Origin of the sequence: Labrenzia sp. THAF82 (assembly GCF_009363435.1) — a bacterium.
Lineage (GTDB): Bacteria > Pseudomonadota > Alphaproteobacteria > Rhizobiales > Stappiaceae > Roseibium > Roseibium porphyridii.
The window spans coordinates 6,110,362-6,133,849 of record NZ_CP045354.1 but is presented as its reverse complement, the minus strand read 5'-3'; the positions used below and the strand labels follow the sequence as shown (position 1 = coordinate 6,133,849).

Genomic DNA, 23,488 nt, shown 5'->3' with positions numbered 1-23,488 from the left:
GAATTGTTTCCAGAAAACAACACCACAACTGAGAAAGAGGACCTGCGAGGCGGGACGGACAATGTGACCAAATTCCTGATCATCGACGATCACCCCTTGTTTCGCGAAGCTTTGCACAGCGCGGTCGAGCTTGCCTATCCCGGTTCCGATGCTGTGGGGGCAGCGTCGCTTGAAGATGCCTGCCGCTTTCTGGATGCGGAGCCCGGGTTTGATCTTGCTCTCCTCGATCTCTCCATGCCGGACGTGACGGGAATGGAGGGCCTTTTGCATCTGCGCACTCACTACCCGCAGCTGCCTGTCGTCGTTGTATCGGGAGTTGAAGATCAGGCGATCATTGCGCAGGTCATGGCCTATGGTGCGGCAGGCTTTATCCCGAAGTCTTCCAAGAAAACCGTTCTGGCCAAGGCCATTCAACAGGTCATGAGCGGTGCAGTCTATTTGCCTGAATCCTATGAAGACGGCGTGGAAGAACCGATTGACGAAGAGACAAGCCGGATGATCGAGCGGATGGCCAGTTTGACACCGCAGCAGATCCGGGTGCTGAACATGATTTGTGATGGCCTGTTAAACAAGCAGATTGCCTATGAGTTACAGGTCGGCGAGACGACCGTGAAGGCGCATGTTTCCGAAATTCTGCGAAAATTGGCCGTTTCAAGCCGGACTCAAGTGGTCATTGAGGTCAAGAAACTCGAGGCCCTGGGGACTGCTTCCCCGTTTGCACCTCCGCCCGACTGAAGGGCCCCCCGTGACGGCAGCGCAAGGGTTGAACCTGTCATGCGTCCCCTCAGTTCTTTCCGTTAACCGGCCTTGTTGATCAGATGCGTTGCCAGTGCGCGCAATTGTGCCGGTTTGACTGGTTTGGTCAGATGTTCGACCCCGAGCTCACGCGCTCTGTCGATGACACCTTGAGAGGCATCGGCAGTCGCAAGTATCGCGGGCACCCGAGACGGCAGGAGCTCAAACAGCTTTTCAAGTGTCGAAGTGCCGAGATCTCCAAAATCCAGATGATGGTCCGCAACAATCAGATCGGGCACCCAGGCTGCCGCATCGACCGCGGCAACGGCCTGGTCGCAAGAGCGTGCAATCTTGTAGATGCATCCCCACGTGGATAGCAGTCCTTCCATGGCCTCAAGGACGGCCGGATCGTTTTCAATGACCAGGATCTTCTTGCCCTTGAGACTGGCATTGACGGGAGTTGCAATGAGTTTGGTGCGTTCCGCACCGGCTGGTTCCGCTGGCGCTTCGGATCGCTTGGCCCTGATCCGGAAAACGCTGCCGTGGCCGGGATTGGATCTGACACTGACGTCGTGTTTCAGAGCGGTCACCAACCTTCGAACAATGGCAAGACCGAGCCCCAGTCCCGTTCCTGTGTCCGCATTGGCATCACCGCGTGAAAGCGGACCGCGGTGGAATTCCTCAAAGATCTTTTCCAGCTGGTCTTCGGGGATACCGCTGCCCGTATCGACGACCTCAATCGAAATCTCGTCTCCACGGCGCCTTGTGCCGATCAGAACTCCACCGCTGTTGGTGTACCGGATGGCATTGGCAATCAGGTTCTGAAGCGCCCGGCGCAACATCAGCCGGTCGGTGTAGACACAGTCATTGGTCACGGCCACGCGCAGTCTCAAACCCTTCTTTTCCGCAATAGGCCTGAGGTCGGAAAGCAGACTGTCGAGGATCGGAGGGATTGGCACCGATGTGAAACGCGGTGTCGTAACACCGGCATCGAGCCGCGAAATGTCCAAAAGGGTCCTGAGCAGCTCGTTCATTGTGTCGAGCGAGCGCTCGACCTGATTGACCATGGCGCGCGCCTGATCGGACACCTGCAGATCGTGAAGGGAGGAGATCGTCAGTTGAGCCGCATTGAGCGGCTGAAGAATGTCATGGCTCGCGGCGGCCAGAAACTCCGTTTTCGATCGGTTGGCCCGTTCAGAAATGTCTTTCTGGCGCGCCAGTTCAATGTTTGTTTCCTCCAAGCGTCTGAGCGCCGATGTAAGCTCGTCTGTTCGCCGCCGGATCTGCCCTTCCAGTGAAATGGCCGTTTGAAAAAGGGAAAAGGCGTTGCGCTGCTGGTCCATCGCCTGTTCAACACGGTCGACCAGCGCCGCATTTATTTTCTTGAGCCTGGCAGCATCGTCGATATCGGACAGGCTCATACCTATTCTCCTGCGATTGCGGCCTGTTGGGCAAAGGCGATCCCTGTGAAGGTCTGGTTCAGATGCATCGACAGGTATTGCTCACCATAGGTGTTGAAGCCGACGACATTGTATTTTTCGTAGATCTTCTGGATACGCTGTGTCGCCTGCCTGTTCTGGGCATCGATCCGGCGCAATACGCAATCGAAGCCGAGGACGAAGTCGACCGGACCGATTTCATTTGCAACACCTTCAAAGGCCTCGTTCGTGGACCTTGTCATGCCTGTCGGTTCAGCAACTGTGAGCACAATGCCATCGTCGATAGCGCAGAAAAAGGACAGCGATCCGTCCGGGTTCACTTTTTGAACTGAACGGCAATAGTATTCGCCTCCCACACGAACGACGAGCGGATGAGAGGCGAAACTCATCGGTGACAGCGATCCCGGATCGATGCCAACGGCTCGGGCATATTCTCCGGCAGCTTCTGCTGCATTGAATTCATAGATGATGCGTTGTTCGGGGTCGGACCTTGTCACGACAAGCTTGCGTTCCGTCGGCACGAAATTGTCGGTTTTGAAAATCCGGAAAGGTACGGCTGTTCTGCAAAACAGTACGATCGCGCAATCATCGCTGATGTCGCCATTCAATATGAGCGAGGTCTTGTTGAAATGCATGCTGTCGCCGGCGGATCCTCCAAGCAGTGGAATATCGTCCAGCGCCCAGTGAAGCGCGGCGGTAATCATTTCCTCGACAACCGACAGTCCGTCTATCAGACAGATTGCAAAGCTGTCTCCCTGTTCGGCTTCAGTGGCATGGTTGGCCGCGTCGGCATCGAACACCTGCCGCGCGTCCTTGACCTGCGCAACGATGCGATCGAAGCCGATCGAGCGGATACCGTCTATGCGTACGGTGCTTATGGAAAATTGATCTTTCGGAAACAGAACCGCCAGGCACTGTCCTGTCCCTTCGGTCGACCCGCCAATTTCACCGGCCGTGGAACAGGCGGCATAGGCAAGGCCGTCGGCATGATGAGCCATTCGGTTTCGAATGATGTCGGCAGGGAACTGGTCTTGCGAAAAAAACAGCAAAGCCTGTGCATACCGACCGGTTCTGGCGGCTGCATCGATCTCGGTCCAGAAGTTCTCTTCATCCGGCAGGCCGGCCGATAATACGACCACCCCACAGGCATATCGCGTCCCAGTTTTTGGGTTCAATTTTTCCTCCCAGGAGGCGGCGTCCCTGTTCCGAAACTACCGTCGCCAACACAAAATGTAGCTTCAGACAGGTGTGTTTGCAAAGCCGGGACGCCGACCCGACCTAAAGTACAGTGTACAGCTGCAGCCCTGTGTATTTTCCTGTTGGTTGCAATTTGCCGAAACGGTCAATGGGGAGCACATGGAGATTTCAGGCAGTCAGGTAATTCAGGCCTCCCGTTTGGTTGTTTGGTCTGCGTTGAATGACGCTGATGTTTTGCGTTTGTGCATACCTGGTTGTGAAGTTCTTGAGCGGGTTTCGGCTGATGAGCTGACGGCGTCAGTTACGTCGAAGATTGGTCCTGTCAAGGCGAAGTTCAAAGGTTCTGTGACGTTTGAGAATGTTGTTTCGCCTGAGAGTTACACGATTGTTGGCGAGGGCAAGGGAGGAGTTGCCGGGTTTGCCAAGGGGTCTGCGGACATTCGTCTGGTTGAAGATGGCGATGCGACGGTTTTGAGTTACGAGGCGAAGGCTCAGGTTGGCGGCAAGTTGGCTCAGCTTGGCAGCCGTTTGATTGATTCCACGGCGCGCAAGATGGCGGAGGAGTTTTTCTCCCGGTTTACCGAGCAGGTTGGGGGCTCAGCGGCGGCGGTGTCCGAGGTGTCTTCGGATACGGGTCTTGCGGCTGATCTTGATGAAGGTGTTGCCGAGGAGGCGAAGCGGATCGCGCTTGAAGAGGCGCCGGGCGAGGTTCTTCATGCGATTGGCGAGGCGGAGCACAAGGTTGAGGAGGGTCTTCACAAGGCAGAGGAGAATTTGGAGGATGCTGCGGGTCGGAATGCGTTTGGCGGACCGATGGTGTGGGGTCTTTTGCTGCTTGGGGCGCTGATTGTTGTTCTTGCGCTTGCCAGTTGACCCTTTGGCGACAGATTTGGAATGATCCGGTTCTGGTGGCGTTTGCTGTCAGGACCCACAGAACACGGTGTTAAACCGGCTATTTGGGCTTTGGCTCGAGAGGTTCCATGAGGGAGAGAGATTTATGTCGAAAGTATCTTTGGTATTGAACGGGAAGACCGTTTCGTCCGAGGTCGAGGACCGGACGTTGCTTGTGTCTTTGATCCGGGATGTTCGGGGGCTGACGGGAACGCATGTTGGCTGTGACACGTCGCAATGCGGGGCGTGTGTTGTGCATGTTGACGGCAAGGCGGTGAAGTCCTGCACGATGCTTGCGGCCCAGGCGGATGGCAGTGAGGTGGTGACGCTTGAGGGGATTGGCAGTGCGGATGCGCTTCATCCTGTGCAGGCAGCGTTCCGGGAGCATCACGGTCTTCAGTGCGGATTTTGCACACCTGGGATGATCATGAGTGCGGTTGACATGATCAACCGTCACGGTGCGGGCAATCTTGATGAGGCAACGATCCGGCACGAGCTGGAAGGCAACATCTGCCGTTGCACCGGTTATCAGAACATCGTCAAGGCGATCAAGGCGGCGTCCGACCAGATGGCGGGCATGGCGCAGGCGGCCGAGTGAGGGCCCGGTTTTAAGGACATGACGGATTTAAGGGTCTGATGCGCGTGTGTTGTTCGCGCAAGGGCCTGATGAGGGTCAGGTGGGACGCAGTTGATCTGCCGGAGGGAGCCGGCAGCAGCGGTTCGAAGCCGACCTTTGAGACGAAACGGGCCGGGCAGACCGGTCGGAGGAGACCATCCGGAGTTTTTTTGATCCGGAGCAGTATTTGGGAGAGAGACGATGGCAGTTGAAGGGATTGGCGCCCGGGCTCTGCGCAAGGAGGACAAGCGCTTCATCACGGGCCGTGGCCGTTATACGGATGACATGGCGATGCCGGGCATGGGCTATGCGGCCTTTGTGCGCTCGCCGCATGCCCATGCGAAGGTCACGGGGATCGATGCCAGTGCGGCTCTTTCGATGCCGGGTGTTGATGCGGTTCTGACGGGCGATCAGCTTGTGGGCGACGGTGTTGGCAATCTGATCTGCGGGTGGATGATCCATTCCAAGGACGGCACGCCGATGAAGATGGGCGGCTGGCGGGCGCTTGAGCCTGAGATTGTGCGCCATGTCGGTCAGGCTGTTGCGGTCGTGATTGCGGACACGCAGGCCGAGGCGCGGGATGCTGCCGATGCCGTGGTTGTCGATTATGAGGAGCTTCCTGCGGTTGTCGATCCGCTTGCAGCCCTTGAGGCGGGCGCGCCGCAGATCCATCCGGAAGCGGAAGGCAATCTGATCTACGACTGGGAGATCGGGGATGCGGGAGCGACCGACGAGGCGTTTGGCCGTGCTGCGCATGTGACGCGGATGGAGATCCACAACAACCGCCTTGTTCCGAACGCGATGGAGCCGCGGGCCGCGCTTGCCGGCTATGATGCTGCCGAGGAGCATTATACGCTCTATACGACGTCCCAGAATCCGCATGTTGCGCGTCTGGTCCTGTCGGCGTTCTATAACATTGCGCCGGAACACAAGCTGCGGGTGATTGCACCGGATGTGGGCGGCGGCTTCGGCTCGAAGATCTATATCTATCCGGAAGAGATGGTGTGCCTTTGGGCGTCGAAGCGCGTCGGCCGGCCTGTGAAATGGGTATCGGACCGCACGGAAGCGTTCCTGACGGATGCCCATGGCCGCGATCACCGCTCGGAAGCCGAGCTTGCGCTGGATGCGGACAACAAGATCATCGGGCTTCGGGTGAAGACGGTTGCCAATCTGGGCGCCTACATGTCGCTGTTCTCGTCGTCGGTCCCGACCTATCTCTATGCAACGCTGTTGTCGGGGCAATACGACATCCCTGCGATCCATGCGAATGTGAAAACGGTCTATACCAACACGACGCCGGTGGATGCCTATCGCGGTGCCGGACGTCCTGAGGCGACCTATCTGCTTGAGCGGATCATGGAGACTGCGGCGCGCGAGGTTGGCTTGTCGCCGGCAGAGTTCCGCCGCAAGAACTTCATTCGCTCGTTCCCGCATCAGACGCCGGTGATCATGTGCTACGACGCGGGCGATTATGATGCGACGCTGGATGCGGCGCTGAAGGCGGCCGATTATGACGGGTTTGCCGCGCGCAAGGCGGAAGCGGCCGCGCGGGGCAAGCTGCGCGGGATCGGCCTGTCCTGTTACATCGAAGCCTGCGGGATTGCGCCGTCAGCGGCGGTCGGGTCTCTTGGTGCCGGTGTCGGTCTTTGGGAATCTGCCGAGGTTCGTGTGAACCCGGTGGGGACGGTCGAGGTTCTGACCGGTTCTCACAGTCATGGCCAGGGCCATGAGACGACCTTCGCGCAGCTGATCAGCGAGCGGTTCGGTCTGGACAGCGATGCGGTTGCGATCGTGCACGGGGATACGGACAAGGTCCAGTTCGGCATGGGCACCTACGGGTCCCGCTCGGGCGCGGTCGGCATGTCGGCTGTTGTGAAGGCGCTGGACAAGGTCGAGGCGAAGGCGAAGAAGATCGCGGCCCACCTGATGGAGGCCTCGGAAGGGGACATCCAGATCGAGGGCGGCGAGCTGAAAGTGGCCGGGACGGACAAGAAGCTGAGCTTCACGGAGGTGGCGCTTGCGGCCTATACGGCGCACAACCTGCCAGAGGGCATGGAGCCGGGGCTGAAGGAGGGGGCGTTCTACGACCCGACCAACTTCACCTTCCCGGCCGGGACCTATGTGTGCGAGGTCGAGGTGGATCCGGAGACGGGCCAGACGGAGGTTGTGAGCTTTGTGGCTGCGGACGACTTCGGCAACATCATCAATCCGATGATCGTGGAAGGTCAGGTGCATGGCGGCATCACGCAAGGCATTGGCCAGGCGCTGCTTGAGAATGCGGCCTATGACGAGAGCGGTCAGCTTCTGACGGCCTCCTACATGGACTACACGATGCCGCGTGCGGATGATGTTCCGTCCTATCAGCTGTCGACCCATGTGACGGCGTGCCCCGGCAATCCGCTCGGCATGAAGGGCTGCGGGGAGGCCGGAGCGATCGGGTCTCCGCCTGCGGTGATCAATGCGATCACGGATGCGATTGGCAGCAATGCCCTGTCGATGCCGGCCTCTCCGGAGAAGGTGTGGACGCTGTGCCAGGCTGGCCTGAGGCAGGCAGCCGAATAGGATTTGAGACGATGCGCGGGCGGTGTGGCCGCCCGCATTGGACCTGATGTCATTGGACACTTGAGATTTGGGGGAGACCCAACATGTATGAGACAACCTATCACCGTGCCGGTTCCGTGTCGGAGGCTGCCGAGAAGATGGCGGCGGCAGAGGACGGCAAGATCCTGGGTGGCGGTCAGACGCTTTTGCCGACGATGAAGCAGCGTCTTGCGGCGCCGTCGGACCTTGTTGACGTGACGAAGATTGCGGAGATGCAGGGCATTTGCGAAGGCGAGGGCACCATCGTGATCGGGGCGGCAACGACCCATGCGGAGGTGGCTGCATCGGATCTTGTGCGGCAGAAGCTGCCCGGTCTTGCGGCCCTTGCCGGAGGCATCGGCGATCCGGCGGTCCGTCACATGGGAACGCTTGGCGGTTCGATTGCCAACAACGACCCGGCGGCGGACTATCCGGCGGCCTTGCTCGGGCTTGGTGCGGCGGTGACGACCAGCAAGCGGACCATTGCGGCTGGGGAGTTCTTCACCGGCATGTTCGATACGGCGCTGGATGAGGATGAGGTGGTCGTGTCGGTGGCCTTCCCGCTGGCGGCAAAGTCGGCTTATGCCAAATACCCGAACCCTGCCTCGCGCTATGCCATGGCGGGCGTGTTTGTGGCCAAGGGCGCAGACGGATCGGTAAAGGTGGCGGTGACGGGCGCCGGGCAGAACGGCGTCTTCCGGATGAGCGACATGGAAGCGGCCCTGGCCGGCAACTGGTCATCGGACGCAGTTGCCGGAATTGCACCCGAACCAGGAGATATGCTCTCAGACCTCCACGGATCCGCAAACTACCGAGCAAACCTCGTGACCGTCATGGCCAAAAAAGCCGTAAATAAAGCCGGATAAACGTGACCCGAAAAGACAAGCCGGCTGCCTTGTCATAGGCAGCCGGTTTCGTTTTTTCCTTGCATTGTCAAAGCAAAGAAGATGTCGGATTGGAGCGTTTAGCCCTATTCCGCCGCCATCGGCTGGCGTGCCAGCTGGCACTGGTTCCAGAGCGAATGCAGGGCGACGATCAGTCTGTCGACATCGCCGCTTGTGTGCACCGGCGAAGGTGTGATCCGAAGGCGTTCGGTACCCTTGGGAACAGTCGGGTAGTTGATTGGCTGAATGTAAATTCCAAAATCATCCAGCAGCGTGTCTGACAGGAATTTGCACTTTGCCGGATTGCCGACAATCACCGGAATGATATGGCTTGGGTTCGGCACATGAGGGATGCCGAGCGTGTCGAGCCGTTTGCGAACTTTGGCAACGATTGCCTGATGCGCTTCGCGCTCCGTATTGCTCCGCTTCAGATGCCGGATAGAGGCGGTCGCAGCCGCGGCGATTGCCGGCGGAAGGGCGGTCGTGAAAATGAAGCCGCTGGCGAAGCTTCGAACGAAGTCGCAAAGCTCGGTTGATGCGGCAATATATCCGCCAACCACACCAAACGCCTTGCCGAGCGTTCCTTCAATGACGGTCAGGCGATCCATGAGGCCCTCGCGTTCAGCGATGCCGCCGCCGCGCGGACCATAGAGCCCGACTGCGTGCACTTCATCGAGATAGGTCATGGCGCCATATTTGTCCGCCAGATCGCAGATCTCGGCAATCGGGGCGATATCGCCGTCCATGGAGTACACGCTCTCAAACGCGATCAGTTTGGGCCGAGCCGGATCTGCCGATGCGAGCTTATGTTCCAGATCCTCAAGATCATTGTGTTTCCAGATGACCTTGTCCGCTCTTGAGTGACGGATCCCTTCAATCATCGAAGCGTGGTTCAGGCTGTCGGAAAAAACGATGCAGCCCGGGATCTTTGACGCAAGTGTTCCAAGGGCCGCCCAGTTCGACACATAGCCGGACGTGAAAACCAACGCAGCTTCCTTGTCATGCAGGTCCGCAAGCTCTTCTTCTAAAAGAACATGGTCGTGGGTCGTACCGGAAATGTTGCGTGTACCGCCAGCGCCTGCACCGCATCTGTCGACGGCTGCGTGCATGGCAGCAACCACATCCGGATGCTGGCCCATGCCAAGATAGTCGTTTGAACACCAGATCGTGACGTCGTCCTGGCCCTTCTTGTGGGTCCGGACGGCAGCAGGAAAATTACCGCGCTTACGCTGAAGATCGATAAAGACCCGGTAATTTCCCTCTTGTTTGAGTTCAGCGAGCTGGTTTCGGAAAAAGGATTGGTAGTCCATGTGATCCCCGCTTTCTCATCTTCCTGACAAGACTAGGAGCGCCGGGCCTGGCTTGAAATGACAATAGTCAAGACACCGCGGCAAGTTCGTTGCCATATCAGCAATTCAACAGATGTGACCGTGACAACGGATTGTGTAATATCCCTAGGCCAATAGGAGGGGCAGGCTTTTCTGAAGCCTGACTAGGAAATCGAATGCCGAATGAACGCCGCAAGAAGATTGCGCAGAATTCTTTGTTGTTGCAGACCTTCCCGCAAGACACTCAGGACATGATCCTGTCACTGTCCAGCTGGCGCGAATATGATCGCGGCGAGACGCTGTTTCTGCAAGGGGAAACTGCCAAGGCGATCCACATCGTGACAGAGGGCTGGGTCAAGCTTTACCGGATAGCGCCCAATGGCGGCGAGGCCGTCGTGAACGTCTTTGCCAAGGGGCAAAGCTTCGGTGAAGCAGTGGCCTTCCGCGGTCACGCTTATCCGGTCTCTGCCGAAGCGGTCACCTCTTGCGAAGTCATGCGCATACCGAGCGTGGCGCTGCTGGAGGCGATGCGCAAGGATCCGGAGATCGCGGTTGCCGTTTTGGCGTCGACTTTCATGCACCTGCATTCGCTGGTCTCGCAGCTTGAGCAACTCAAGGCCCAAACCGGGCCGCAACGCGTTGCCGAATTTCTGTTGGAGCTGTGTGAACAGGAAACGGGCAGTTGTGTCGTCACCCTTCCATACGACAAATTTCTGATCGCCGGCCGCCTGGGCATGAAACCGGAAAGCCTGTCACGGTCGTTTGCCCGTTTGAAATCGGCTGGCGTTCATATCAAGAGGAACCACGCGGCGATCGAAGACATCGAAATGCTTCGTGAATATTCTGAAAGCGATCCTGTCGAGGCCTGGCACAAAGCACAATGACACACCTGGAAAAGGCCCTCGCGGCGATCGACGAAGCCAATACAGCCGATCCGAACCTGGAAGAAGGCACTCCTGCAGCCCGTCTTTATGGCGAGCGTATGAGTTCGGAGTTGACCCGCTTGTTCCCGCAAGCATCCGATCCGTTGAAAATCGCCGCCCGTGGTCAGCACATCGAACGTTGGACAGTGCCCCGCGCAACCTTTCCGGAAGGCAAGGCGGGGTATCATGCCTGGCGCCGAAACCTGGCCGGACATCATGCGCAAAGGGTCGGCGAGATCATGGAGGCGGCCGGCTATGCATCAGAAGACATTGCAGCTGCCGAGCGGATGCTGCGCAAGGAGGGCATCAAGCAGCATGCGGATGTCCAGGCGCTGGAGGACACGATTTGTTTCGTGTTTCTCAAATGGTATTTTGCGCCTTTCGCTGCCAAGCATAGCGACGAGAAAGTACTCGGCATCGTTCAAAAGACTGCACATAAGATGTCAGGGGATGCAAGACGTCGGGTGAGTGAAGAGTTTGATTTGCCCGAACCACTGGCTAGTGCCTTCAGGAGTTGAAGGCGGGTATGAGATAAAGCGCAAGCAGCAGGCTGCAGTAGAGCGCCAGGACCCAATTGAAACCAGACTGCCACACCGGAGCCTGCCATAGGCCCAGATAGCGCGAGAGAATGACCCGTGCTTTCATCCACGCAAGTGCAAGAACAAGCACGCCTGTGACACTTGGGTCCAGAAGTCCCGCAGCACCAGCAGCCAGAACGACGGACAAGCCACTTAAAAGCAGCAGTTGAAGCCAGGCATTTGTCGTCGGATTGCGCGTCATCTTCGTCTCACGCCAGCAGGTAGATGACCGGGAACAACAGCACCCATACCAGGTCCACCATGTGCCAGAAGGCTGTTCCGACTTCCATGTTTCGGGGTGTGTCTTTCCAGGCGACCAACGCGAGAATGACAATTCCCGCAATAACATGCATTGCGTGAAAACCGGTCAGCAGATAGTAGAACGTAAAAAACGGGTGGGTTTCCGTCGAGATGCCCTGTGCTGCCGTGTCAGCATATTCAATTGCCTTGATGACCAGAAAAACGACACCCAGCGTCATCGCCCCGGTCAGCGCAATGCGTGCCGTCTTTCGTCGATCCTGCTGCCGCAGATCGACCGCTCTGGCAGCGAGAAAACCGCTGGTGATCAGGACAACCGTATTGATGCTGGCAAGCGTTGGATGAAGGTAGGTTCTGGCCTCTGCAAAACCTGCCGGGTCGGATATCCGCACTCCCAGAAAGGCTGCCAGGCCCGCACCAAAAACCAGAAGCTCACTGATGATGAGGACCCACATCATCAAGTCGCCGGGCAGGTCATCCAGACCTCCGGGCGACGGGTTTGCCGTGGTTCTTTCCATGGTCAGCCGCCAATCAATTGCCGATAGATTTCCGGCAGCGCCTGGGTCAGCTTGTCTGGATGCGGAATGACCGCAAAGCCGCCCTGACCGAAAAGTCTTGGAAACCACGACTTGCCCGTTTTGTCGATTGTTACGCCAAACACGGATTGACCGGCCCTACGGGCTTCGCGCACGGCCATGCGCGTATCCTCGATCCCGTGCCGGCCCTCATAATGATCGAGATCGTTCGGTTTGCCATCAGTGATGACAAGCAGAAGCTTGCGTTTGCGTGACTGCTCGGCCAGTTCGCTCGATGTATGTCGGAGCGCAGCACCAAGCCGGGTGTAAAACCCTGGCCTCAGTCCGCTGATACGGTGCTCAACCTTGGCGGACATCGGCTCATCGAACCGTTTGCAGGACTGCAGATAGACACGATGCCGTTTGAGCGAGGAAAACGCGTTGATTGCAAAGTCGTCGCCGCAGGCATTCAGGCCCCAGGCGAGCGCTGTCAGTGCCTCCCGCTCAATATCGATAACAGCCCGGCCCGTGACCGCACTTTCAGTGGACCGGGACACGTCGAGAAGGATGGAAACCGCAAGGTCGCGCGCCTCCGGCCGGGTCTGGAGCCAGATCCGGTCATTGCCAGAACCGCTTGCAATCCGTTCGACCTCGGATCTGACGGCAGTGTCCATGTCCAACCGGTCGCCTTCCATATGCCCGCGCGTTGTCACACGGCCGGGGCGAAGCGCTTCGAATTGTTTCTTGACGGATCTGATGCGCCGCGCAGCGCGGGGATCCTTGGCGGCCACATCATTGTCCGGGTCGGCATCGGCTACACTTGTCAGGACACATACATGATCCGGCAGGTATCGGCCGCTTCGTGTGTCCCACTCGGGGTAAAGGATTTTGCCTGAAAGGCGTTCCCGGTCGACGTCTTCAGGTGCGAGGTCCAGATGCAATTTCAGGCGTGTTGCCGGCGATTTCGAAATTTGCCCAAGGCCGATTTCATCCTGATCATCGGCAGCTTTCTTGGCATCGTCGTTGTCGTCGTCGTCGACCCGCCGATTGAGGTTCAAAAACTCTGCCCAGCTCAGGATCGCTTCGAATTTGTGAAGGATCAGACTGTCATGGCGTTCAGCCTGGTCGGACTTGCGCCGACGTGCCCGCAGGGTTTTGTCGCCGGCCTCTTCTGGCGTCCCGTCGGTTTCGCGGTTTTCAACTTCGTCGCCGCAAGAAAAGACAACTTCGCGCAGATCCGGCCAGACCGGAACTGGTCGAAATGGACGATACCCACGAGGCGCTTCGAATTCAGAAATGTCACCGCTTTCCAGTGCCTTCTGCACTTTTTGAACCTCTATGGAAAGTTCAGCGGGGTCGCCAAGCATGTGGCGGACAAGTGTTTCCAGATTTGCTTCCCAGCGAGGCAGGGACGCGGCCGGTCGTTGCAACAAGCTCCCATGGCTCAAGACCGAATAGAGTTCATTCAGGCCTGGAGCATGGAGAAGAGTTTCCCGAACCATCTGGCCGATTGCGCGCAAAACCTGCAGGTCCGCGCGCAGTGGATCGGTCTCGACCGTGTAGCTTGGCGCATTTGCCGCCAGAGCGGTCAGCCAGATATAGAGCGCTGCATTTGCTTCCCGGGTCGGGAAGACAGCAAGGGATGCCGGCAAACGCAGGATTTCACCGTCAAAACTGGCGCGAGGTACGGTTTCAACCTCGGTCCCGAGCCGCCTCAGAAAACTGAGGCGGTGACGCGACACCTCTTCCGAAACCGGGCGGAGTTCCACATTGTGGTTGCCGCCCAGGCCTCGGAAAAGAACTGCAAGCCGCCCGCCGACCTCAGAAAGGCCGACCGCGGCTCCGTGATGCACCTCAGGCGCATCGAGGCGGCTTGCAAAAGCGTGCCACAGTTTCCCGACCGTTTCCTCGGGTTCCCATGGCTCGAAGTCGATCTTGCCCATCGGTCTGGCCTCACCCAAACACGGCCGTGACAAGATCTAGGAGCCCGCGTTTCACGTCTTCATCATCTGTCAAAGGTTCAATCATTGCTGCCAGCACGGCCCGGTTTACAGGCATGCCCTGTGCAATGAGCGTCGCGGCATAGACAACCAGTCGGGTTGAAACACCTTCTTCCAGATCCTGGCCTTTCAAAGCACGCAATTTGCCTGCAAGCCGGACCAGCGCGGCAACACGCGACCTGTCTAACCCGCTTTCTTCGGCAACAACGTCGCATTCAAGATCGGGGGGTGGAAAGTCGAATTCCAATGAAATGAAACGTTGCCGTGTGGACGGCTTCAGCGTCTTCAGGATGTTCTGATAGCCGGGGTTGTAAGACGCCACCAGCATGAAACCCGGGGCCGCCTGAAGCTCTTCACCCGTCCGGTCGATCGGCAGGGTTCGGCGATCATCGGTCAGCGGGTGCAGAACGACGGTCACATCCTTGCGCGCTTCAACGACTTCATCGAGGTAACAGATTGCACCTTCCCGGACCGCACGGGTCAAGGGACCGTCGACCCAGACGGTCTCGCCACCCTTGAGAAGATAGCGCCCGATCAGGTCGGCGGCTGCCAGGTCGTCGTGACAGGCGACTGTGTAGAGCTTGCGGTTGAGCTTTGCCGCCATATGGGCGACGAAGCGGGTCTTTCCGCAGCCGGTCGGTCCTTTCAGCAAGACCGGAAGTCCGTTCTTGTGCGCAGCCTCAAAGACTGTGCATTCGTCTGACTGGGCTAGGTAAAAAGGGGCGTCAGCCGCCCCCTTTGCCAATGATACGCTACCTTCCATAGGTCTTACTCCGCCGGAACGTTGGCTGCGTCACCGGGTTCGATGACTTCGCTTTTCGGCATTGCCACCGCATAGATGAAGAGCAATGCGCCGATGACGAAGGCTGCGCCTGCGCCGAAGCGCATCCAGTAGAACAGCGCCAACTGGTCCTGGACATCCATGAAGTAATCGCCGTTAACGCGTTGCAGGTGCGTTTGGATGGTCCCTGCAAATGTCAGGACGAATGTCATGAACGCCATACCGCCCGACATCAGCCAGAAGGAGGCCATGTTGAGCACCTGGTTGTACGGGTCACGGCCACGCAGGATTGGCATTGCGTAGGTGATGATTGCCAGGTTCAGGGCGACATAGGCTCCGAAGAAGGCCAGGTGACCATGGGCGGCCGTGATCTGAGTGCCGTGCGTGTAGTAGTTCACACCATGCAGCGTGTGGAGGAAGCCCCAGACGCCGGCGCCGAAGAAGGCAAGCGTCGCACAACCGAGCGACCACAGAAGCGCAGCCTTGTTCGGATGATCGCGGCGGCCTTTCCAGACCATGACGAAGGCGAAAGCCATCATCGCGAAGAACGGGATCACTTCCAGTGACGAGAAGATCGAGCCGATCCACTGCCAATAGCTTGGTGTTCCGATCCAGTAGTAGTGGTGACCTGTTCCAAGGATGCCGGAAAACAGCGCAGCGGCGACGATGACATAAAGCCATTTCTCAACGACTTCACGGTCCACGCCGGTGAGTTTCAGCATCAGGTACGCCAGGATCGACGCCATGATCAGTTCCCAAACACCTTCAACCCAAAGGTGGACGATGTACCACCAGTACTGCTTGTCCAGCGAAAGGTTGCTTGGATTGTAGAAGCTGAACAGGAACAGGAGCGCCAGGCCCCAAAGACCAAGCAGAAGGATGTTTGTGATGGCGGTTTTCTTGCCCTTAAGCACCGTCATGGTGACGTTGTAAAGGAACATGAGCGCAGCAACCACAATGCCGACCTTCACCCATTTCGGCTGTTCGATGAACTCGCGTCCTTCTTTGCCGAGCAGGAAATTTCCTTCAAACAGGTTGAAGGTGTAGGTGACGACGACACCAAGTGTGCCAACCACAAGAATGATCAGCTGCAGGTAAGCGAGCTTTGGCGAATGGATTTCGCGTTCCGCTTCTTCCGGTATCAGGAAGTAGGCGGCACCGAAAAAGCCGAGCAGCAGCCAGACAATCAGGCTGTTTGTGTGCAGCATGCGGATAATGTTGAAAGGCAGAACCTCGGACAGGAAATTCGGCTGGACGTAAACCCATCCTGCCAGCAATCCGCCGAGAACCTGGACGGCAAAGAGGGCCAGGGCGACACCGAAATACGCCAGGGCTATCTTTTGAGACTGGTACTTCATCTTAGTTTCCTTTTGCGTTCGGATCAGCCGGCTTCATTCGGCGGCCAGTCTTGGGCGTCGATGTTGTCGGTCCAAATCAGGAAGTTCGCCAGATCGCGAATTTCTTCGTCGGTCAGATCGAAATTCGGCATTTGGCGGCGGCCTTCGATGCCTGTCGGCATGGATTCCATCCAGCCTTTCAGAGTGTCGAAAGCGGCGTCCGGATCGTCGAGAACGCCCCAGCGCGTCATCACGTTTGCAAGTTCAGGTGCGAAGTAGGCACCTTCACCCAAAATGGTGTGGCAGTTGATGCAGGCCTTGTCTTCCCAGACACGCTTACCTGCGGCCACACTTTCGGTGATGCCGGCATGATCGGTCGAAGTTCCTGTGATGTAGAAGTGACTGTGAATGGACAGCCCTACAAAGATGATGATGAAGAATAATGACCCGCCATAAAATATATTTCGGGCCATGCTTTTGGTCATGACTTCGCGCATCGCGCGCTCCTTTACCCCGAGTTGATCGTAGTCTCGAGGGTGGCAGCGCGGGCTGTCATTTCCTTAACCAAAGTCAAGCAGGCATTTGCGGTCTCTTCAGACGGCAAAACAGGACGAAAAATCGGTCCTTCAATTTCAGTCTGTTCTGTTCAAAGTCTGAAAATTAGCCGGCTAAATTAAAATAGGTAAGACTGGTGAGAAAAGCCGCGTCAGTGACATGCGCCTTCGCGAGCACACAAAAAACGCCACGATCATCTTAACGAAAGTCAAGGAAGCGAACTCGCGTTTGCTCAAGTCTCGCGAATGCCTCACCAGCATTTGGAGTTTGAGAATGTCACATCCAAGACTGAAAAAAAGGACGGGCCCCGCGTTAGCGGCAAGTCTTGCGCTGTTATTGGGCAGCGCGGCGGTGCCTGCCCTTGCTGAGGGCCCGACGCTGAGCGAAGAGGCCTTCGAAAGTTCCAAGCAGCTCTATTTTGAAAGATGCGCGGGTTGCCACGGCGTACTGCGTGTAGGTGCAACAGGCAAAAACCTGGAGCCAAGCTGGAAAAAGACAGCTGCTGATGGAACGGTAACAGAAGGCGGAACGTTGAAGCTTGGCCAGGAGCGGCTTGAAAAAATTATCTCCTGGGGCACCGAAGGCGGCATGAACAACTTCTCGGACATCATGACCGAGCAGGAAATCAAGGACATGGCCACCTACATCATGATGGAGCCGCCCAAGCCACCGGAAATGTCGTTGGCTCAGATGGAAGCGACCCGCAAGGTCTATGTCGAGCCCAAGGACTATCCGACGGAACCGCTGCATGGCCGGAACTGGGAAAACTTCTTCGTCGTTATCGAGCGTGACGTAGGCAAGGTCGCCGTCATTGATGGCGATACGAAGGAAGTTCTGGCGCATATTCCAACCGGATATGCTGTCCACGTTCTGAAAGCATCCGAGCACCACTCGGTAACCGAGCCTGAGCATCCCGGCCGCTTCTGGTACACAATGGGCCGCGACGGCAAGATGACCAAGATCGACCTCTGGCAGAACCCGGAGAACATGTTGGTCGCCGAAGTGAAAATCGCTTACGACGCCCGCGATGTTGCGGTGTCTGGTGACGGCAAATACGTCATCGGTGGCGGTTACTGGCCTCCGCATTTCGCAATCGTCGACGCAGAGACTATGGAGCCGAAGAAAGTCGTTTCCACTCGCGGCGTCAATGTTGATGGCGACTATGTCGAAGAAAGCCGTGTGGCTGCAATCTACACCACTCCGAATGAGCCGACATGGATTGTCGCGGTCAAGGAACTTGGCCAGCTTTGGCAGGTTGATTACACCGACCTCGACAACTTGCGTATCGACAAGATCGATTCCGCAAAGTTCCTGCATGACGGGTTCTTCGACCCGACAGGCCGCTACTTCCAGATTGCCGCTAATGCGTCGAACAAGATGGTTGTGGTCGACACGCAAACGCACAAGCTTGAAGCGATGATCGACACAGCTGCCCTGCCGCACCCGGGCCCGGGTGCCAACTGGGTAGATCCGAATTGTGGACCTGTTGGTGGCACCACTCACCTTGGTGAGGGGACTGTGACAGTCTGGGGTAACGATCCGGAGAACCGTCCGGACGATGCCTGGAAGGTTTGCTACGAAGTAGAGACAGACGGTGCTGGCCTGTTCATCAGGACCCATCCCGACTCGAAATACATCTGGGCTGACCAGACCAAGCATCCGGAACCCGAAATTCAACAGTCGGTTCAGGTCATCTCCAAGGAGACTGGTGAAATCGTGAAGACGATCCAGATCACCGATGAAGAAGGCAGTGCCGCGGTTCACTTCGAGTTCAACCAGGATGGTTCCGAAGTCTGGGTATCCAAGTGGAACCGCTCAACGTCACTCGAACCGAACGGTGAAATTGTCATCTTCGACGCAGAAACGCTCGAAGAAAAGGCCCGGATCAAAGGTCTCTTTGCTCCGACCGGCAAGTTCAACGTCTACAACCGTTCGAACCACGTCACTTAACGATAACAAGCAAGCGTCTGAAGGGCGGGCATATCGCCCGCCCTTCTTTTTTGCCAGCGGTGTCGGGACTGCATCGACGGATGGTCGCCCGGAAACTCGGAAACGTTCCCTGCATCCTGCAATCAGATCGCTGCCAGCGCTCAGCCGGCTGGCGGAGAAACATGAAAACGGAGCCTGGACATGACTGAGAGCAGCCAAGGTGACAAGAAAAAGCCGATCTGGCGCAGATACCTTCTATGGGGCATGCCGATCGGGGGTGTTGCGGCAGTGTTTGTCGGCGGCATCATTTTCTGGGGTGGCTTCAACACCGCAATGGAAGCCACGAACACCAAGCAATTCTGTATTTCCTGCCACGAGATGCGGGACTACGTCTATGAAGAATACAAGGGAACCATTCACGATGTGAACCGGTCGGGTGTCGGTGCCATGTGCTCTGATTGCCATGTGCCGAAAGACTGGACCCACAAGATTATTCGCAAGGTACAGGCGACCAAAGAGCTTTGGGGCAAGATGGTCGGGACGATCAACACGCCGGAAAAATTCGAAGCCAAGCGCCTTGAACTCGCGATGAACGAGTGGGAGCGCATGAAGGCCAACGATTCGCGCGAATGCCGCAACTGCCATGATTTTGAATCCATGATGCCCGAGTTCCAAAGACCAAGGGCAAGACAGCAGCACCTGAACGCCATGGAAGCCGGTCAGACATGCATCGACTGTCATAAGGGCATTGCACACTCCGATCTCCGGGATCGCGCTGAAGAAGACTATCTGGAAAATCTCGAAGCGCCGAACCCAGCTTTCAAACGCGAGGTTCCGCACGAGTATATCGTCAGCCTGGAGCGCATTGTCGCCAAGGAGGCGGATGAGGCCGCTACTGCCAAGGCTGCGCAAAAGGCTCAGCAGGAAGCTGTTCAGGCCCAGATCGCAGCAGCTGTTGAAGCCGCTGTCGCAGAAGAAAAGGCCAAGGCGGCCAATTCCGGCACAGACACTGATGGTGGCAGTGCTGCAGATACCGGTGCCGCGACGGGAACTGTTGCAGCCAATGTTGACTGGAACGCTGTTCCAGCAGCGGATTTGACGATGTTCTATCCGGGACAGGCCTCGTTCGAATGGGTCCAGAACGGAAAGACCCATGGCGGAGCGCGGCCGCTGACGAAAGGCGGCGATTCCTGCATGACCTGCCATGCAGCGGAACTGGAGGCGATCGGCAACAAGATTGTTGCTGGCGGTGAAACCGAACCGACGCCCATTCCGGGGAAACGTGGGATTATCAACACAACAATCCAGGCCGCACATGATGATGAAAATCTATATGTACGTGTTCAGTGGCCCGATGCTCCACACAATCCCGCCCCGTTTGTAGACGGTGGGAAGATGGATCCGGACAACCAGGTCAAGGTCGCCATGATGATCGCCGGCACGGGGATCGAAATGGGCGAGACTACAGGTTGTTGGGCCTCTTGTCATGCGGACAACACCTACATGCCATTTGACCCGGGTGCTGAGGCCATTGCTGGTAATGCCGACGTCGCGGGCCGACTGGAAGCAACTGACACGATTACGAAGTATCTGACCGAAAGCCGCACAAAGGTCGAAGTCAAAGGCCGGCGTGGCAAAGCGCAGGGCGGTTGGGACAAACTGAAAAGCGCTGACGAAATCAGCCAGCTGTTTGAAGATGGGACCTATCTGGACCTGTTGCGTGTCTATGCGGATGGAACCTCGAGCAATGGCTATCTTCTGGAGCGCCGGATCGTCAATGATGGCGAGATGTCTGCGGAAGCGAACCTTTCGGCGGGGATCTGGACGGTTGTTTTCTCAAGACCCCTGAATTCAGGAGCTCCAGGAGACATCCCGCTGGAACCTGGCAAGACCTATACGGTTGGCTTTGCCATACATGATGACTACGCCGCGGCGCGGTTTCACCATGTGACGTTGAATACCAGCCTCGCTCTGGATGACGACACGGCGCAAATCAACGTGACCAAGCAGTAACGGTTTCGGGGCGGCGAGAATTCGCCGCCCCGACCACTTCAGTCAGGGAGAATACATATGTTTGTTCAAGCCTGCGGTGTTCCAGCAATTCTGGTGTCTGTCATGCTCACCCTTCCGGCTTGCGCTGAGGATGCCGAATTGAAGGCACTCTGTGACGAAGCAGAAAGCCGATACACAGAACTGTTCGGGCATCCCTCATCGGAAGAAGAAGGGGTGACGGTTGTCACGATGTACAAGTATCGGTTCTGCCCGCAGGACCTGACAGTCCCTGTCGGGACGACAGTCCGCTGGGTTAATGTAGACAAACGCACCAGCCACAGCCTTATCCTCAAGGACGAAGGCGAGCCTGAATCCGATCGCCTCTTTCCCGAAGAGACATTCGAATTCACGTTCCTGACCCCGGGTGACCAGACCTATTTGTGCGGGCCCCATTGGGAAACTCAGGAAATGATCGGCATGATAACTGTAAGTCCTTGAATAAAAAAATGAAAAAATGCTCGATTAGAACTGGTTGACCTTGACTATTGTCAATCAGTTCGGGGCCAAAACGAGCAATCATACTTCTGCGAAGCGCCGATCATTACTGTCATTGCCGAGCCAACGCGTCCCTTTCTGCAAACGACAGGTGCCCCCGGCGCTTCGCACAGAACTGAAGCGTCCGGCAGTATTCAGCAGAAGCGAGGTCTCTCAATGACGGGAAAAGTCTTTCTTATTGGAGCCGGCCCCGGAGATCCGGACCTCCTCACAATGCGCGCCGTACGCATGCTTCAGCAAGCTGATGCCGTGGTTTATGACCGTCTCGTCTCACCGGAAGTGCTGGCGCTTGCACCTAAAACGGCCGAGCGTGTTTCGGTTGGAAAATCACCAGACCACCACCCTGTACCCCAGGAAAGAATCAACGAAATCCTCGCAGAACTTGCGTCACGAGGTTTGACCGTGGCGCGCCTCAAGGGTGGAGATCCGCTGATATTCGGGCGCGGGTCTGAAGAAGCAGCTCACCTGCAGGCAAACGGTATTTTGGTCGAATACGCTCCGGGCATCACCGCCGCGCAAGGGGCCGCTTCTGCGTCTGGGGTGCCGTTGACGCATCGCGGGCTCGCAACAGGTGTGCGCTACGTGACCGGCCATCGTCAGGCCAATGGAACGCTGGACCTTGATTGGAAAAGCTTAGCCAGCGAAGAAACGACACTGGTCGTGTACATGGGCGTCGCGAATATTGGCCAAATAGCGCTCAGACTTGTTGCTGAGGGTCTGAGTGAATCAACGCCTGTCATGGCGATTGCCAACGCAACAACACCGCGCGAAACGCGGTTGTTCTCCCGCCTTGGTCAGGTTGCACTTGATGTCCGTGACGCGGAATTGAAAGCGCCAGTGCTCTTTGTCATCGGCAAGGTCGTTACACTGTGTGCCGAATGGCCTGCCGTGACCTCGGACCATATAGATGCGGTAGAGCCGGCTGCCGCAGGGCAGCGCGCTCATGCTTAGACTTGTTGCCATTGGTCTTTTTTTCTGCAGTGCGGCGATTGCCGACGAGCACAATTCCCCCGATGCGTTGATCAGACTGGTGCATCAGGATTGTGGGTCCTGCCATGGCCTCACACTGAAGGGTGGCCTTGGGCCGGACATCCGTCCCGATGCGCTTTCCCACTATGACGTCGAGACCCTCTCCGAAGTCGTTCTGGACGGTATCCAGGGCACTGCCATGCCGCCGTGGCGGCCTTTGATGAGCGAGACAGAGGCGAAGAAGATCGCTGAGTACCTCCTGCAAGGAGAATTGAAATGAAATGGATCGCCAATGCGCTCGTGGCGCTCGTGATGACAGGTAGTGTTCACGCCGAAACCATCCTCGCGACAGGCGATCTTGGCCTGGTTGTCGAACGGGCTTCGGGATCTCTATTGCTCGTCGATCAATCTGAAAGAAAAATGCTGACGCGGATCTCCGGCCTTGGCGATCTTTCGCATGCCAGCCTGGTCTATTCACCGGATCAACGCTACGCCTATGTGTTCGGCCGTGATGGTGGACTGACGAAGGTCGATATCGTCGAGCGCAAGATCGCCAACCGCGTTGTCCAGTCCGGCAATGCAATAGGCGGTGCGATCTCCGATGACGGTTCGCTTGTTGCTGTTTCCAACTATGAGCCGGGAGGCGTGCGGATCTTCGATGCCGATACGCTGGATCTGGTTGCCGATATTCCGACGGGTTCCAAAACGATCGGCCTGGTGGATGCACCCGGGAAACGGTTTGTGTTCACCCTGTGGGATGATGGCGAGACCTGGATCGCCGATCTGTCGGCCGGGAAACCGCAGATCACCAAGGTCACGGGTGTTGGCACCAATCCCTATGACGCCCTGGTCACCGATGATGGCCGTCTCTATATCACTGGCCTTTTCGGTGAAGATGGACTGACGGCAATCGACCTTTGGGACGACAACCCCAAACCTATTCGGGTTCTGCCTGAATACGGTCGCGGTCAGCAGGAAATGCCCGTCTATAAGATGCCGCATCTTGAAGGGTGGGCGCGTGCCGGACGCGAGTTTGTCTTGCCGGCGGTCGGCCATCACCAGGTGCTTTGGATCAATGCCGACGACCTGACCGAAACCGGTCGAACCGAAACTTATGGACAACCGGTCTTTGCGATGTCCCGGCCAGACGGTCGCCAGGTTTGGGTCAACTTTGCCCACCCTCTCAACGACACTATCCAGGTGATCGACACACCCAGCAAAGAGATCATTCATGAGTTCAAACCCGGCCCTGCCGTCCTTCATATGGAATTCACACCACGCGGACACGAGGTCTGGGTTTCGGTGCGCGATGCCGGAAAGGTGATGATCTACGACACGCACACATTCGAGAAACTTGCCGAAATCGACGCAGAAAGCCCGTCCGGGATTTTCTTCACCTCCCGGGCCCACAAGACGGGACTTTGAA

22 protein-coding genes and 1 pseudogene are annotated in these 23,488 nt (G+C 57.3%); 14 read left to right on the top strand and 9 right to left on the bottom strand.

What is annotated here, in order from left to right; translation table 11 throughout:
* The first annotated feature begins 63 nt into the window (after nt 1–63).
* Nucleotides 64–735, top strand: a complete 672-nt coding sequence (locus FIV00_RS28220; RefSeq protein ID WP_247649306.1) for a response regulator transcription factor — start codon at nt 64–66, stop codon at nt 733–735.
* A 62-nt stretch (nt 736–797) separates the two neighbouring features.
* Here the strand turns inward: FIV00_RS28220 and FIV00_RS28215 are convergent, their stop codons facing one another.
* Nucleotides 798–2,156 (bottom strand): hybrid sensor histidine kinase/response regulator, encoded by a 1,359-nt coding sequence (locus FIV00_RS28215; RefSeq protein ID WP_152503811.1) that lies wholly within the window; start codon nt 2,154–2,156, stop codon nt 798–800.
* Between the two features lie 2 nt (nt 2,157–2,158).
* Nucleotides 2,159–3,349: an FIST N-terminal domain-containing protein gene (locus tag FIV00_RS28210; RefSeq protein WP_152503810.1), complete on the bottom strand. Its 1,191-nt coding sequence runs from the start codon at nt 3,347–3,349 to the stop codon at nt 2,159–2,161.
* 181 nt (nt 3,350–3,530) lie between these two features.
* On the opposite strand from FIV00_RS28210, the gene FIV00_RS28205 reads away from it, so the two are divergent.
* From FIV00_RS28205 to FIV00_RS28190, 4 genes are all read left to right on the top strand, one after another.
* A complete protein-coding gene (locus tag FIV00_RS28205; RefSeq protein WP_152503809.1) occupies nt 3,531–4,244 on the top strand; it encodes a carbon monoxide dehydrogenase subunit G in 714 nt (237 codons plus the stop codon).
* 124 nt (nt 4,245–4,368) lie between these two features.
* The gene (locus tag FIV00_RS28200; protein WP_152501626.1) at nt 4,369–4,860 is read left to right on the top strand and encodes a (2Fe-2S)-binding protein; all 492 of its coding nucleotides are present in this window, start codon (nt 4,369–4,371) and stop codon (nt 4,858–4,860) included.
* Between the two features lie 219 nt (nt 4,861–5,079).
* On the top strand, nt 5,080–7,440 hold the full coding sequence (locus FIV00_RS28195; protein WP_152501627.1) for a xanthine dehydrogenase family protein molybdopterin-binding subunit: 2,361 nt from the start codon (nt 5,080–5,082) through the stop codon (nt 7,438–7,440).
* 83 nt (nt 7,441–7,523) lie between these two features.
* A complete protein-coding gene (locus FIV00_RS28190; RefSeq protein WP_152503808.1) occupies nt 7,524–8,324 on the top strand; it encodes a xanthine dehydrogenase family protein subunit M in 801 nt (266 codons plus the stop codon).
* Nucleotides 8,325–8,428: 104 nt separating this feature from the next.
* On the opposite strand, the gene hemA is transcribed toward FIV00_RS28190, so the two are convergent.
* Nucleotides 8,429–9,652 carry a 5-aminolevulinate synthase gene (gene hemA, locus FIV00_RS28185; protein ID WP_152503807.1) on the bottom strand — a complete coding sequence of 408 codons (1,224 nt, stop codon included), beginning with the start codon at nt 9,650–9,652 and terminating at the stop codon, nt 8,429–8,431.
* A gap of 194 nt (nt 9,653–9,846) precedes the next feature.
* Here hemA and FIV00_RS28180 point away from each other — a divergent pair, with 194 nt between their 5' ends.
* Nucleotides 9,847–10,554: a Crp/Fnr family transcriptional regulator gene (locus tag FIV00_RS28180; RefSeq protein WP_152503806.1), complete on the top strand. Its 708-nt coding sequence runs from the start codon at nt 9,847–9,849 to the stop codon at nt 10,552–10,554.
* Nucleotides 10,551–11,111, top strand: a complete 561-nt coding sequence (locus FIV00_RS28175) for a DUF4202 domain-containing protein (protein ID WP_152503805.1) — start codon at nt 10,551–10,553, stop codon at nt 11,109–11,111. The genes FIV00_RS28180 and FIV00_RS28175 overlap by 4 nt, the downstream gene beginning before the upstream one ends.
* Here FIV00_RS28175 and FIV00_RS28170 read toward each other — a convergent pair.
* Genes FIV00_RS28170 through FIV00_RS28145 form a run of 6 tightly spaced genes read right to left on the bottom strand, consistent with a single transcriptional unit; the run spans nt 11,101 to nt 16,559 of the window.
* The gene (locus FIV00_RS28170) at nt 11,101–11,373 is read right to left on the bottom strand and encodes a nitric oxide reductase F protein (RefSeq protein ID WP_152503804.1); all 273 of its coding nucleotides are present in this window, start codon (nt 11,371–11,373) and stop codon (nt 11,101–11,103) included. The two genes, FIV00_RS28175 and FIV00_RS28170, sit on opposite strands and share 11 nt — an antisense overlap.
* A 7-nt stretch (nt 11,374–11,380) precedes the next feature.
* Nucleotides 11,381–11,947 carry a cytochrome c oxidase subunit 3 family protein gene (locus FIV00_RS28165; protein WP_209006740.1) on the bottom strand — a complete coding sequence of 189 codons (567 nt, stop codon included), beginning with the start codon at nt 11,945–11,947 and terminating at the stop codon, nt 11,381–11,383.
* Nucleotides 11,948–11,949: 2 nt separating this feature from the next.
* Nucleotides 11,950–13,887 carry a nitric oxide reductase activation protein NorD gene (locus FIV00_RS28160; RefSeq protein WP_152503803.1) on the bottom strand — a complete coding sequence of 646 codons (1,938 nt, stop codon included), beginning with the start codon at nt 13,885–13,887 and terminating at the stop codon, nt 11,950–11,952.
* 10 nt (nt 13,888–13,897) lie between these two features.
* Nucleotides 13,898–14,707 carry a CbbQ/NirQ/NorQ/GpvN family protein gene (locus FIV00_RS28155; protein ID WP_152503802.1) on the bottom strand — a complete coding sequence of 270 codons (810 nt, stop codon included), beginning with the start codon at nt 14,705–14,707 and terminating at the stop codon, nt 13,898–13,900.
* Between the two features lie 5 nt (nt 14,708–14,712).
* The gene (locus tag FIV00_RS28150) at nt 14,713–16,083 is read right to left on the bottom strand and encodes a cbb3-type cytochrome c oxidase subunit I (protein WP_152503801.1); all 1,371 of its coding nucleotides are present in this window, start codon (nt 16,081–16,083) and stop codon (nt 14,713–14,715) included.
* Nucleotides 16,084–16,106: 23 nt separating this feature from the next.
* Nucleotides 16,107–16,559: a cytochrome c gene (locus FIV00_RS28145; protein ID WP_152503800.1), complete on the bottom strand. Its 453-nt coding sequence runs from the start codon at nt 16,557–16,559 to the stop codon at nt 16,107–16,109.
* A gap of 331 nt (nt 16,560–16,890) precedes the next feature.
* Between FIV00_RS28145 and FIV00_RS28140 the strand changes: the two genes are divergently transcribed.
* From FIV00_RS28140 to FIV00_RS28115, 7 genes and pseudogenes are all read left to right on the top strand, one after another.
* Nucleotides 16,891–18,567: a cytochrome D1 domain-containing protein gene (locus FIV00_RS28140; protein WP_152503799.1), complete on the top strand. Its 1,677-nt coding sequence runs from the start codon at nt 16,891–16,893 to the stop codon at nt 18,565–18,567.
* 180 nt (nt 18,568–18,747) lie between these two features.
* Nucleotides 18,748–19,302 (top strand): annotated as a pseudogene (locus tag FIV00_RS30405) (NapC/NirT family cytochrome c); the annotation flags it as partial.
* 345 nt (nt 19,303–19,647) lie between these two features.
* Nucleotides 19,648–20,559, top strand: a complete 912-nt coding sequence (locus tag FIV00_RS30400; protein ID WP_247649454.1) for an ethylbenzene dehydrogenase-related protein — start codon at nt 19,648–19,650, stop codon at nt 20,557–20,559.
* 57 nt (nt 20,560–20,616) lie between these two features.
* Nucleotides 20,617–21,036 carry a plastocyanin/azurin family copper-binding protein gene (locus tag FIV00_RS28130; RefSeq protein ID WP_173006193.1) on the top strand — a complete coding sequence of 140 codons (420 nt, stop codon included), beginning with the start codon at nt 20,617–20,619 and terminating at the stop codon, nt 21,034–21,036.
* 213 nt (nt 21,037–21,249) lie between these two features.
* Nucleotides 21,250–22,044 (top strand): uroporphyrinogen-III C-methyltransferase, encoded by a 795-nt coding sequence (gene cobA / locus FIV00_RS28125; protein WP_152503797.1) that lies wholly within the window; start codon nt 21,250–21,252, stop codon nt 22,042–22,044.
* Nucleotides 22,037–22,342, top strand: a complete 306-nt coding sequence (locus tag FIV00_RS28120) for a cytochrome c (RefSeq protein ID WP_152503796.1) — start codon at nt 22,037–22,039, stop codon at nt 22,340–22,342. The genes cobA and FIV00_RS28120 overlap by 8 nt, the downstream gene beginning before the upstream one ends.
* Nucleotides 22,339–23,487, top strand: a complete 1,149-nt coding sequence (locus tag FIV00_RS28115; RefSeq protein ID WP_152503795.1) for a cytochrome D1 domain-containing protein — start codon at nt 22,339–22,341, stop codon at nt 23,485–23,487. Before FIV00_RS28120 ends, FIV00_RS28115 begins: the two co-directional genes overlap by 4 nt.
* Nucleotide 23,488 lies beyond the last annotated feature (1 nt).